The sequence below is a fragment of the uncultured Algibacter sp. genome (assembly GCF_905480415.1).
Lineage (GTDB): Bacteria > Bacteroidota > Bacteroidia > Flavobacteriales > Flavobacteriaceae > Algibacter_B.
In genome coordinates, this window is record NZ_CAJQQI010000055.1 from 1 (window position 1) to 12,588 (window position 12,588).

10 protein-coding genes are annotated in these 12,588 nt (G+C 33.4%); 1 reads left to right on the top strand and 9 read right to left on the bottom strand.

Going from position 1 to position 12,588, the window contains the following annotated elements; translation table 11 throughout:
- On the bottom strand, positions 1 to 1,354 hold a 1,354-nt coding region (locus tag QZ260_RS04395), incomplete at its 3' end, for an ABC-F family ATP-binding cassette domain-containing protein (RefSeq protein WP_295983165.1).
- 84 nt (positions 1,355 to 1,438) lie between these two features.
- On the opposite strand from QZ260_RS04395, the gene QZ260_RS04400 reads away from it, so the two are divergent.
- Positions 1,439 to 1,822, top strand: a complete 384-nt coding sequence (locus QZ260_RS04400) for a DUF983 domain-containing protein (protein ID WP_295983167.1) — start codon at positions 1,439 to 1,441, stop codon at positions 1,820 to 1,822.
- Positions 1,823 to 1,999: 177 nt separating this feature from the next.
- On the opposite strand, the gene QZ260_RS04405 is transcribed toward QZ260_RS04400, so the two are convergent.
- From QZ260_RS04405 to QZ260_RS04440, 8 genes are all read right to left on the bottom strand, one after another.
- Positions 2,000 to 3,043, bottom strand: a complete 1,044-nt coding sequence (locus QZ260_RS04405) for an FAD-dependent oxidoreductase (RefSeq protein ID WP_295983169.1) — start codon at positions 3,041 to 3,043, stop codon at positions 2,000 to 2,002.
- Positions 3,044 to 3,148: 105 nt separating this feature from the next.
- A complete protein-coding gene (gene gldN / locus QZ260_RS04410; protein ID WP_295983172.1) occupies positions 3,149 to 4,039 on the bottom strand; it encodes a gliding motility protein GldN in 891 nt (296 codons plus the stop codon).
- A gap of 68 nt (positions 4,040 to 4,107) precedes the next feature.
- Positions 4,108 to 5,670 carry a gliding motility protein GldM gene (gene gldM / locus QZ260_RS04415; protein WP_295983175.1) on the bottom strand — a complete coding sequence of 521 codons (1,563 nt, stop codon included), beginning with the start codon at positions 5,668 to 5,670 and terminating at the stop codon, positions 4,108 to 4,110.
- Between the two features lie 59 nt (positions 5,671 to 5,729).
- The gene (gene gldL / locus QZ260_RS04420) at positions 5,730 to 6,365 is read right to left on the bottom strand and encodes a gliding motility protein GldL (RefSeq protein ID WP_295983177.1); all 636 of its coding nucleotides are present in this window, start codon (positions 6,363 to 6,365) and stop codon (positions 5,730 to 5,732) included.
- Positions 6,366 to 6,437: 72 nt separating this feature from the next.
- Complete coding sequence (gene gldK / locus QZ260_RS04425; protein WP_295983296.1) at positions 6,438 to 7,808, bottom strand: gliding motility lipoprotein GldK; 1,371 nt, start codon at positions 7,806 to 7,808, stop codon at positions 6,438 to 6,440.
- 158 nt (positions 7,809 to 7,966) lie between these two features.
- Positions 7,967 to 9,133 (bottom strand): formimidoylglutamase, encoded by a 1,167-nt coding sequence (locus QZ260_RS04430; protein WP_295983179.1) that lies wholly within the window; start codon positions 9,131 to 9,133, stop codon positions 7,967 to 7,969.
- A 9-nt stretch (positions 9,134 to 9,142) separates the two neighbouring features.
- Positions 9,143 to 11,650 carry a type I DNA topoisomerase gene (gene topA / locus QZ260_RS04435; protein ID WP_295983181.1) on the bottom strand — a complete coding sequence of 836 codons (2,508 nt, stop codon included), beginning with the start codon at positions 11,648 to 11,650 and terminating at the stop codon, positions 9,143 to 9,145.
- A 139-nt stretch (positions 11,651 to 11,789) separates the two neighbouring features.
- Positions 11,790 to 12,557: a hypothetical protein gene (locus QZ260_RS04440; RefSeq protein ID WP_295983182.1), complete on the bottom strand. Its 768-nt coding sequence runs from the start codon at positions 12,555 to 12,557 to the stop codon at positions 11,790 to 11,792.
- Between the last annotated feature and the right edge of the window lie 31 nt (positions 12,558 to 12,588).

Genomic DNA, 12,588 nt, shown 5'->3' on the forward strand with positions numbered 1-12,588 from the left:
GGTTGCGTTCTCCTCCAGAGAGTACACGTACATATTTTTCAGCCTCGTCTCCTCTAAACAAAAACGAACCTAAAATATCTCGAACTTTACTTCTATTAGTTTCGTTTGCCGCATCAATCATGGTATCTAAAACTGTTTTATTACCATCAAGATATTCTGCTTGATTTTGAGCAAAATACCCAATCTGCACATTATGCCCTAGTTTTAAATTCCCATCGTACTTAATATCACCAACTATTATTTTGGCCAATGTAGATTTACCTTGACCGTTTTGTCCAACAAAAGCTGTTTTACTATTACGCTCAATAAATAAATCAATATTTTTTAAAACTTGATTATCACCGTAATTTTTAGATATATTTTCAGCCTCAACAACAACTTTTCCTGGTGTTATCGAAACTGGAAAATTAAGCGTCATAACACTATTATCATCTGCATCAACCTCAATCCTATCAATTTTATCTAACTTTTTAATAAGCGATTGCGCCATAGTTGCCTTTGAAGCTTTAGCACGAAACTTCTCAATTAACTTCTCAGTCTGTTCAATTTGTTTTTGCTGATTTTTTTGAGAGGCCAGCTGTTGTGTTCTTAACTCCTCACGCAAAACTAAATACTTCGTGTAAGGCTTTGGATAATCATAAATACGCCCTAGAGAAATTTCAATAGTCCTATTCGTAACATTATCTAAAAACATTTTATCGTGCGATACAATAACCACGGCTCCCGCATAGTTTCTTAAAAACCCTTCTAACCAAATGATAGATTCTATATCTAAGTGATTTGTAGGTTCATCTAAAAGTAAAATATCATTATTTTGTAGTAGTAGTTTAGCTAACTCAATACGCATACGCCATCCACCAGAAAAGGTATCAGTAAGCTTCTCAAAATCTTGTCGCTGAAAACCTAATCCTTGAAGAATTTTTTCAGTATCTCCTTGATAGTTGTAACCACCAAGAATTTCATATTGATGCTGAAGCTCGTTAACGTCAATCATCAATTGATGATAACCATCACTTTCATAATCAGTACGCTCAGCAAGTTGGGTGTTTACAGCCTCCATTTTAGCTTCTAACGTTTTAATTTCAGTAAACGCTTCATAGGCTTCTTCTAAAACAGTTCTACCTAAAATAAAATCTATATCCTGCTTTAAAAAACCAATTTTAAGTTCTTTATCAGCTGCAATTTGACCTGTATCAGGCTCCATCTCTTTTGATAAAATTTTCAGCATTGTAGATTTACCTGCTCCATTTTTCCCAATAAGCCCTATCCTATCACCATTACCTAATTTGAAAGTTATGTCTTCAAAAAGGTATTCCCCTTGAAATGAAATTGATAAATTATGGATGTTCATCATAGAAAGTAAACTTTTATTACAAAGCAGAATTATTAAAATGGTATTTTTGCTCTATAATTTAGCACGCAAAAGTACATAAATTATATGTTTAAAAAAGGAACAAAATTATATTGTATTTTATCTGGTACTTGCCCAAAATGCCATGAAGAATCTATGTATAAAAACAAAAATCCTTATATTCTTTCTGAGGCTTTAAGCATGCATGAAACATGCAACAATTGCAATACAAAATATAAAATAGAACCCTCATTTTTTTATGGTGCTATGTATGTAAGTTATGGCGTAGGTATTGCCTTTGCTGTAGCTGCTTTTGTAATAAGTTACTTTGTTTTTAATGCAAGCATTAATTATATTTTTATCTCTATTGTGGCAACTTTAATCGTTTTTATGCCCGTAATAATGAGGCTTTCCAGGAATATTTGGATTAACCTTTTTATGAATTACGATAAATCTTTGGCGAAGAAATAATTTTTTAAGGCCCTACCGGCAGTCAGGATAACACAAAGGTCAGGCTATATTCTTTGATTTTTATATTAGATTAGTGAACTCAGGAATATAAACAGTTAACTACTCGCTTACTCCTGTTTAGGTCAACTCAAAACAAAGTACTCGATCCCTAATGCGAGTCCAACTGAAACTTTTAGTTTAAGATTTAAAACGATTAATATCAATTTCCTTTTCTAATGGTGCTTTGTGTTCAATAAAATCATAAAGTTGTTTAGCAACATAAGGGCCAATCATTACACCTCGCGTTCCAAGTCCGTTCAATACAAATAGACTCTCATGTTCTTGGTGCTTACCAACCAAAGGCCTTCTATCTTTAACCGTAGGCCTAATACCAGCTACTTGATCAACCACTTCAAAAGAACAATTTATAAGTTTTTTAAGTTTATCTAAAAGCTGTTCTTTTGCCTTTTTAGTAGTTTCATGACTTAAATCTTTCCACTCATAAGTCGCACCAACCATATATAAATCATCACCTAACGGAATCAAAAAAACACCCGCTTTTAAAACATAATCAAATTTTAAATTTGGCGCGTGAATCGTCAATAACTCCCCTTTTGTTGGAACTAAAGGCAAATTATTAAAATACGGATTCTGTCTTACACCCGAACCTTCAGCAAATACGATATGTGTTGACTTTATATTTTTGTAATTAACCCCTTTACCTTGTATTTTTAGGTCATCATAATTAAATGAAGTTTCAAACAATAACTCATTTTTTAATAAATCGGTTTTATAAACTTCAATCATGGTTTTCACATCAACTCTACCTGTTTCTAAAACCTCACCAAAACCAAAAGACGCATCAATAGCGGTATTATCATTCTTAATAATTTTAGGGGAAAGATATCTTGAAAGCGACGGCTTATCTGAAGCTGCAAACCAATCATTTTGTTCTTCTAGAGAAGCAAATTTTCTATAAACAGGCATTTTATAATCTAGTTTTACATTGAGCCTATCTTCAATAGTTGCATAAAATGGCAGCGCAAGATCTAACTGCTCACTACTTTTCCAAACTGATGTAAAGCGTTTTAGTACAACCGGGTTATATAAGCCTCCGGCAACTGTTGAAGATTTTTGAGAAGCATTATCAAACACTACAAAGGTTTTGCCATTTGCTCTTAATTGCTCGCAAAAAGAAATTCCAGCAATCCCTACACCAACTATAATATAATCTAACGTCATAATGAAAGCTAAGATAATTAGAATGTAGATTCCTGACTACACATGAGTAACAAAAAAAACGCCCACTTAAAAAGTGAGCGCTTAAATTTTATGGATTATTATGGCTTAATAAGTCCACATGTCTAGTTCAAAATCTCTAATTTTATCTTTGATCCTTTCAGACTCAAGTAATTGCATTAGCGCATTTTGAGACACATATTCTGTTATGGCTCTATCACCTTGTACATTTTCTTCTCTGAAAATATATCCTTGAAAACGTCTTGCATTCAACACGTGATCAAAAGAAAATGGCATAGAACTATTTTCATTGTTAAAAGATTTAGCCTCGTGTAATACCTCTCTCGCATCTGGGAAGAATACCCAAAACAGAGGTACTAAATCTGGCTCAAAGTCATCAATAAAGTTAACATCTGGCGCAACAGGAGCAATACCTAACAATCTATATTTCATTTCAGCTTGACGCTTATCAAAATACCAAAGTCCTTTAATATGGTACTCCTTAATATCAGCAGCAGTAATATCTCTTTGATTAATATACTCTGCAGATAATTCTTCACCAGCATTTAATTGCTCAATACCCAACTCTGTGGTATCAATCATTTTTAATGCAGATTCAATATCTTTTAAGGTTCTTTTTGTTGTAAAATAAGAATCATCATAGATGTTTTTAATTTTTCCGTTTTGGATGTTCTTCATAAGTACATCATACAAAGACCTTCTATCACTCCCTATATTATTAGTATCTATTGGGTAGTATAGAGGAAAATTTGCACGTTCATCTAGCACAACCTTTTCCCAAGTCATTTTAGAAAATAAGATATCTCTATCATCAACATAACCATATTCTAGAGGCTTGTCATTGTCAACTGCTTTTTGAGCCACAGTTCTCACACCTATTTCATCAGGGCTTTTAGCATTAAGTATATTAGCTTGAGCAAACATGCTTGATGCTGTAAAAACAGTAGCCACGGTTAATAAAAAACGTTTTAATTTCATCTTAATTATTATTTTACATTTTAATTATTAGAGATAATCTTATGGAAGATTATCTCTAATAGTTTAATCTAATTTGTAAGCTCAACAAAAACAGGCGATACTTTTTTAAGTATTACACTTACTCCACCAGCTTTTGCTTCTATGTCAAATATTTGAACACCAGATCCACGTTTAGCCTTAGCTAAAGCTTTTTGCGCTCTACTATCCAACTTATTTCCTTTAATATTTATTGTAGGCTGCCCAGGAACTTTAAATTTGAATCCTGTTACACGTAGTGGTAATTCAAAATCAAAATCATCAAATTTAGCACCAACCGTAGAAATTTTAAGACTATTACGTTGCATTTTTATTGCACCATCTTCTCCTCTTATTGTACCTGTTGGTTTTGGCAAATCTTTAATTCTAAATTTAGCATTGTCTGATACCTTTTTACCATCAGGTAATGTAGCAGTAACGTTTATGTTTACTTCTCTACCTTTAACTCGTGTAGCATCCATTACATAACTGCTGCCAGAGCCTCTTGAAAGCCCTTGAGCACTAGCTGTTACTTTATTATCTGGAACACCAGCAAATGAAATGGTCATTGGGTTTTTAACACCTCTGTATACCACATTCATTTTATCTGCAGAAATGGTAGCAGAATTTGGTCTAGCAACAGTAGCAAATGAAGATTTTACAGGTACTTCAATTTCTTCACCATCCTGAGCAAAGATTAATTTACCTTCAATCTTATGTTCACCAACTCCACCAGCTCCAATTTTCAACTTTACTTTACCATCTTCAATAGAATATTGCTTTTCAGACAGTTTTCTACCATCTAAAGTTAATTCAACTCTACTAGGTTTGGTAGATGCATCTTTACGACCTAATACGATTTGTCCATCAAATTGCTCACCATTAAAATAAGCAGATTTAGATGTTTCCATTAAGGTTGTATAGTTTGTCATTGATACCTCACTTGAAAGTGTACCTTGTAACATATTTGATAACACTTCAGATTCAGTAGTTTTAATATCTGCCTGAAGTTGAGTCATTTTGGTTAAAGATGCCACTAAAGGAAACCCTTTATAATGATAATCTAACCATCCTTGAGATCTGTTATCTCTATTCTTAACATCATCAGTATTAAATTTATTTTTAACTTGTTTGATGATTGGCTCCATACCTTTCTCTCCGGATAAGATTTTCACAACACCTTCTCTAAAGCCTTTCATCTGAGCTAAAAACTCTTCGCCGTCTTCTTTTATTTTATCGCCTTTAAAGAAATTTTTGTCTAGGTAATCACCTTTATCCATAATTTCATAATCCGTAGGATCATCAAGTTGAGCTGTCATTTTCCCTTTTAAATCTTCTAAATAAGCATCAAAATCGTGCGCTAATTTGTCAATTTCGTTCGCTTTAGCTTTTAAGGGCTTATATTTTTCTGGTTGACCTTCAGCTTTTAGATCTAAACTAGCAACAAAACTGTGATTTCTTGTTTCGGCTGCTTCATTAGATTCAGTAAGCTTTTCGTTCATTAATCCGAAGGCTGAAAGCACTTCTTTCGACATATTTAATGCTAGCATTGCTATAAATATTAAATACATCAGATTGATCATCTTCTGTCTTGGTGATAAGTTATTTCCTGCCATGTGTAATTAGGTTTTTTTGTTAATTAATGTAATTTGGGATTATTTATTAACTCTCCTAATTATTTATTCATTGCTGATAACATTCCTCCATATACACCATTTAATGATGATAAGTTAGACGCTAAAGATTGCATTTGCTCTTTCAATTTAGCAGCATCTTCAATAGACTCTTCGTTGATAGCCGATTGCTTATTAGCGCTTTCTAATTGTATTTTATATAAGCTATTTAGTGATTCCATTTGAGCCGCAGCCAATGATAATTCTTCACCATATTTCTTTGAAGCTTCAATAGAATCAACAGTAGATGACATGTTTTTAGCAGCACCTTCAAAACCTTTGATGCTCTCTCCCAAACTAGCGATTAATTCGCCATCAATTTTAGCTTCTTTCAATAAATCATCTAATTTTTTAGATAAAAGACCTTGAGCATCTTCTTTTCCGTCTTTGCTCATTGATTGTCCCCCAGCTAATTCAGGGTAAACTAAAGCCCAATCTAAATCATCATCAACGGGTTCAAATGCTGATAATGCGAATATAATTGCTTCCGTTACAAGACCAATTGTTAACATTACGTTACCCGTTAAAGGTCCAATTTCGAAATGAATAATTTTAAATAGTGCACCAACGATTACAATTGCTGCTCCTAACCCGTAGGCCATATTCATGAATTTCTTACTTGCTTTTGACTTTGCCATAATTTTAGGTTTTTAATTTTAAGTAGGTTATTATACTTAAGTTGGTTAATTATTCTTGATTTGGATTAAAATTTATTTCCCCTTACTTGTTACTTGAGTCCCCATGTAATCTTGAACGGTTCTGAATCCTATATAACTTCTTGCAGAATCTGCATATTCGTAATCTCTAGAACTAACTTGTAAAAAGTAAGCCACATCTTTCCATGAACCACCTCTTACAATTTTACGTTTGTTATTCTTATCGTTTACACTTGGGTTTATACTTGATGTGTATTCATAAGATGAAGGATCGTAAGATGCATTCACCCATTCTGAAACATTTCCAGCCATGTTATATAAGTTATAATCATTTGGATCGTACGATTTAGCCTCGACAGTGTATAAAGCCTTATCTGCAGCATAGTCTCCTCTTACAGGTTTAAAGTTTGCCATAAAACATCCTCTATCACTCTTAGTATAAGGGCCACCCCAAGGATATGTTGCGGCTTGAAGTCCACCTCTTGCAGCATACTCCCATTCAGCCTCAGATGGTAATCTAAATGTATTTACCATTTGTGATCCTTTTTTTGATTTTTGGTATGTGTTTTTCCATAGTGTTCTCCACTCGCAAAACGCTTTGGCTTGTTTCCAAGTAACACCTACAACAGGATAATCACTATAGGCATCATGCCATAAATAATCATTATGCATAGGCTCGTTGTATGAATATGCAAAATCTCTAATCCAAACTGTAGTGTCTGGGTAAATTTCTATTTCTTCTTTTATAATGACATCTTTACGCTTCACACCTCTTTTCTTAGCGGCTTCTTGAATGTCCATATGATTATACTGGAATTTAAACTTTGTAACATCCCAAGTACGTTGTCCATTATAAGATTCTTCTAATGGCAAATACATCGTATCCATAACCTCTGCATAATACTCATCTAGATATTCAGACGTGTCACGAATTAAATCGATATCTTTATTTATCTTTCTACCTTCATATCCTGTTGGCCCTAAACCTGTATAATTATCATACATATACTTTTCATAAACCGACATGTTTTCAGGATCAGCATCACTAAATGCGAACTCCCCAATAGTCCCTTCATCAGCTGGGGTTAAACCAACCTCATCAGCTAAAATTGCCAACTTCATTCTTACAATAGAATCTCTTACCCAATGCACAAATTGACGATATTCGCTATTGGTAATTTCTGTTGCATCCATATAAAAGGCTCTAACAGTAACTGTTTTTGAAGGCGCATCATTGACACCAGCTAAATCATCATCTGCCTTACCCATTATAAATGATCCACCAGGTATAAGCTCCATACCATAAGGCTTTTCTGGATGCCATTTTTTCCCTTGTACACCTATCAGTTCGCCTCTATCTTTAGAGCCGCAACTCGATAACATTGCGAATACAGTGATTAATAATATAAACTTCTTAATATCCATAGAAAACTTGAGGTTAATTATTTTAAGCTTCATTTTTGAAAGCGTAAACATATTTATATATTTTTAAAAAAACAACTTTTTATCTAAAAAAATGACATTTCATCGTAAAAAAATAGCATTTCAGCGATGAAATCAGCAGTTAAACTAGTAGTAACCCCCTACACACTATTCTTTTGCAATGCTTTATACCAGCGATCTGGCACCTTATTATTACATGCATCTACATAATCTTGGTGCATGCAAGGTAATAACGTATGTCTTTTCAATTTATTATTGATTTCTGATAAAAAAGGAATTTCAATCCACCATCTTCCCGTTTTATTACTCTTATAAAATATCAACTCTTCAGATTCTACTAGTGTAATGTACTTTTGATAGTTTCTATCATCTGAAAAATCATCATCTTTCACTCTATAATTCACACCTTCCACAAAATACCATAGTATCTGGGCAACCAACATAGACGTAAGCTCGTCATCCTTTGACGGTTTGTATTCATACACACCAAACGAAGACACCTTATTACTTATCCCTGCATAACGCGCAATGGCACAAATTTCCTTTCCGTCTAAACCATTGGGTGAATATTTTTGTTTCAAACTGACTTCAGATCCCTTCACCGAAGTTAAATCTATACTTACAATATTAGCATCTCTTAAAACAGGTTCGACAATAGTAACATCGTTTGAAATAGCTCCTAATCGGTAAGATTCAAAATATAAATTATCCATCAAATCTATTTCTTCTTGAGAATTAAAATAGGTTTGATAACCAATTGTCGCATAATTAAAGAGGTTATATGGCTGATCTAAAATAATTTTACCAACAAAACTGTTATTTTTTATGGGCTTTGAGGAATCTCCTAAGTTAAACTGAGCATCTACATTTACAATATTCACCATAGGAATTAATGCATCATAAGCTCGATAATTAGCATAGGTAAGATCTTGTGAACCTCCGAGGATAAGTGGTATGATGTTTTTCTTTACTAGAATAGTTATAGCCTCTTTTAAAGCAAAGTAAGTGTCTTCAACACTTTCACCTCTATTAATATCCCCTAAATCGGCTATTGTGGTATTCCAACTTCCAGGAAAAAGGCTATAAAACGACTTTCTAATTTCATTCAATTGAAATTCTTCTCCTATATAATTGACATCATTTCTGTTTTCTAAAACACCAAGAATGGCCACATTAACACCTTCCAAATCTGGAATACCATATTGTGCCGAATGAATTTTAAGTTTTCTACCCAGTGCTTGAGCAGATAAAAGCTCATTATGTGCTAAAACTGAATCTGAAACTGGAGATAAAAAATTAAAGTTCATGTTGTTCTACTATTTCTTTTTTGCTGGCGCTTTCTTTTTTGCAGTGGGTTTCTTTTTTGCAGCTTTCTTCTTAGGCGTATTGGCTTCAATAATCGCTTTTGCTTCGTCTAAACTCATTTCAGAAACATCTACTGTTTTAGCAAGCTCAACTTTCACCTTACCTTTTAAAACATTATGCCTTCCCCATCGTGCTTTTTCAACACGAATACCTTCATCTTCCCAATTATGGATAACCTTATCTATTTCCTTTTGAATTTTAGTTTCAATCAACTCAACAATATCTGCATCGGATAAGTTATCCCAGTCGTACTTTTTGTTGACATTAATAAACATGTTATTCCATTTTATAAATGGTCCAAAACGCCCTTTACCTTTTTGCACCGGTAAATCCTGAAACATATATATAGGTGCATCTGCTTTTTGCTTTTCTTTAATTAAAATAATAGCATCATCAAGTTCCACACTTAATGGGTCTGTTCCTCTCGGTAACGAGACAAAAGCATCTCCAAATTTTACATAAGGCCCGAAACGTCCATTATTTACTAATATGTCTTCTCCTTCATAATCACCTAGAGATTTAGGAAGCTGAAATAAATCCATAGCTTCTTCATAAGTAATGCTACCTAATTGTTGGTCTGGACTTAAACTGGCAAACTGTGGCTTTTCTTCATCATCAACCGTTCCTATTTGTACCATAGGGCCAAATTTTCCTAAACGCACACTTACTCGTTTACCAGTTTTAGGGTCTTCACCTAAAATACGCTCACCAGATTCTCTCTCTGCATTTTCTTTTACATCTTCAACTACAGGATGAAAACCTTTGTAAAATGATTTCATCATTTCAGTCCAATCTACATTACCTTCAGCAATCTCATCAAAATCAGCCTCTACTTTAGCAGTAAAATTATAATCTAAAATCTGTTCAAAATGATTCACTAAAAAGTCGGTTACAATGATTCCTATATCTGTTGGAACTAATTTTCCTTTATCTGAACCAACTTTTTCGCTTAACATTTTATCCTTAACAGCACCCAGTTGTAAAGTGAGTTGAGCATAGTTTCGCTCTTCACCTTCAACTGTCCCTTTTTCAACATAATTTCTATTTTGAATTGTTGAAATTGTTGGCGCATAGGTAGACGGACGACCAATACCTAATTCTTCTAACTTCTTAACTAAAGAAGCCTCGGTATATCTTGCCGGTGGACGTGTATAACGCTCTGTTGCTGTAATGTAATTATTAAGCAATGTTTCGTTAGTTTTCATTGCCGGCAACATTCCATCTTGTTCTACATCTTCATCATCAGTACCTTCTAAATACACTTTTAAGAATCCATCAAACGTGATAACTTCTCCGTTTGCACTAAATGTTTCGTTATGTGTTGAAGCACTAATCTTAACATTGGTACGCTCCAATTCTGCTTCACTCATTTGTGATGCAATGGCGCGCTTCCAAATTAAATCGTATAATCGCGCTTGATCTCTATCAATATCTACTGAATGCGTAGAAAAATTTGTAGGCCTAATAGCCTCATGCGCTTCTTGGGCACCTTTAGCTTTTCCTTTAAAATTTCTTGGTTTACTATATTTTGAACCGAAGGCATCTTTGATTTCAGCCTCTGCTCCTTTTCTAGCTTGATCAGATAAATTAACACTATCTGTTCTCATATATGTAATTAAACCAGCTTCATAAAGGCGTTGTGCCATCGTCATGGTTTTACTTACTGAAAAATAAAGTTTACGAGATGCTTCTTGCTGTAATGTTGAAGTTGTAAATGGTGCAGCAGGAGATTTTTTTGCAGGTTTTTTTTGTAAATCTGCTACTTTAAAATCTGCTGAAGCATTTTTCTCTAAAAATTTTTGTGCTTCTGCTTTTGTTGAAAAATTCTTTGGAAGTTTTGCTTTAAAGGTTTGTCCATCTTCATTTGAAAACTCAGCATCTATTCTATAAGATCCTACAGGTGTAAACCCTCGAATATCTCTTTCCTTTTCAACAATTAGTCTTACGGAAACCGATTGTACTCGACCTGCAGATAAGCCTCCTTTTACTTTTCTCCAAAGTACTGGTGACAATTCATAACCTACAATTCTATCTAAAACACGACGTGCCTGTTGCGCATCTACTAAGTCGTAATCAATACCTCTAGGGTTTTCAATAGCCTTTAAAATAGCCCCTTTAGTAATTTCATGAAAAACAATACGTTTTGTTTTGTCTTTATCCAATTTTAAAGTTTCGGCTAAATGCCAAGCGATAGCTTCACCCTCTCTATCTTCATCACTTGCTAACCAAACCATTTCTGCTTTTTTAGCTAAGTCTTTCAGTTTTTTTACAACTGCCTTTTTATCTTTTGAAACCTCATATTTTGGTTTAAAATCACCGTCAACGTCAACCCCTAATTCTTTGGAAGGTAAATCGGCAATATGCCCAAAACTAGATTCTACTTTAAAATCTTTTCCTAGAAATTTTTCAATGGTTTTTGCCTTTGCAGGTGACTCTACTATCACTAAATTCTTCGCCATACTTCATTTTTTGAAGCTACAAATGTATATGAAAAAAAGTTTATCTGTAGCATTTTATGGATTATCTGATTGTTATTTAAATAAAAAAACCTGCTTTTAACATTTTAAAAACAGGTTTTTAATATAGAAAATTGAATTTTTATTCTGTTGTTGTTCCTATGTCATCAATAGCATTTTGCTCATTTACATCTAAAGTTTTTTTATAAATAAAGTAAAGCGGTATGTATGCAAATGATGCAGTAACAAATACGCCTATAAAACACATAATCATTCCAACCACTTGAGCTAAAAGGCCTGCTACAAACATTAATCCAAACGTAATTAACCATTTTTTGTTACCCAATTTAAACCCCACTTTAACAATATCTGAAGCAGACATATCTGGGTTAAGAGCATAAATAACATTTATTAAGGCAATGGGGACCATTACATAAATAATAGGAATAACACAAAGTAATACAGCCACCAAACTAATGCCAAATGTTATGGCTGCAAGTTTTATTGTTTTTCTTAAATAAGGTTTTTTGAAAAAATAAAAATAATCATCTGACGAGATTTCATTTAAATCTTTGGCCTTACATATTCTATAAAATGCCGATTTTAATCCAAAACCAATAATCATTGCAAAAAACATAAACACAATCATAACTAAGTAAAACGGAATTAAAAGCGCCATATTTACCTCTCCGCCTTCTTGCATAGATTCAGGATCTAAAACTCCCAAGGCTATTAATGGCGCGTACATGACAATATAAAAAGGAATCATCATGGCAAAAGTCAATAATAGAGTCACTAAACCTTGTAACCAAACTTTCTTAAAAAGATCAATGGACTTGCTGAAAATATCGCCAAAATCTAAGTCTTTAGCAATTTCAATCTTGCTAAGTAAAGTTTCTAAAGTATTCATTATAAAATTTATTTAAGTATTAATAATCTTT

Bases quoted from the DNA above. Each gene is read 5' to 3' on its own strand.
- topA (WP_295983181.1), bottom strand. From the start codon at position 11,650: ATGGCGAAGAATTTAGTGATAGTAGAGTCACCTGCAAAGGCAAAAACC.
- QZ260_RS04405 (WP_295983169.1), bottom strand. From the start codon at position 3,043: ATGACGTTAGATTATATTATAGTTGGTGTAGGGATTGCTGGAATTTCT.
- QZ260_RS04440 (WP_295983182.1), bottom strand. From the start codon at position 12,557: ATGAATACTTTAGAAACTTTACTTAGCAAGATTGAAATTGCTAAAGAC.
- gldM (WP_295983175.1), bottom strand. From the start codon at position 5,670: ATGGCAGGAAATAACTTATCACCAAGACAGAAGATGATCAATCTGATG.
- QZ260_RS04400 (WP_295983167.1), top strand. From the start codon at position 1,439: ATGTTTAAAAAAGGAACAAAATTATATTGTATTTTATCTGGTACTTGC.
- gldL (WP_295983177.1), bottom strand. From the start codon at position 6,365: ATGGCAAAGTCAAAAGCAAGTAAGAAATTCATGAATATGGCCTACGGG.
- gldK (WP_295983296.1), bottom strand. From the start codon at position 7,808: ATGGATATTAAGAAGTTTATATTATTAATCACTGTATTCGCAATGTTA.
- QZ260_RS04430 (WP_295983179.1), bottom strand. From the start codon at position 9,133: ATGAACTTTAATTTTTTATCTCCAGTTTCAGATTCAGTTTTAGCACAT.
- gldN (WP_295983172.1), bottom strand. From the start codon at position 4,039: ATGAAATTAAAACGTTTTTTATTAACCGTGGCTACTGTTTTTACAGCA.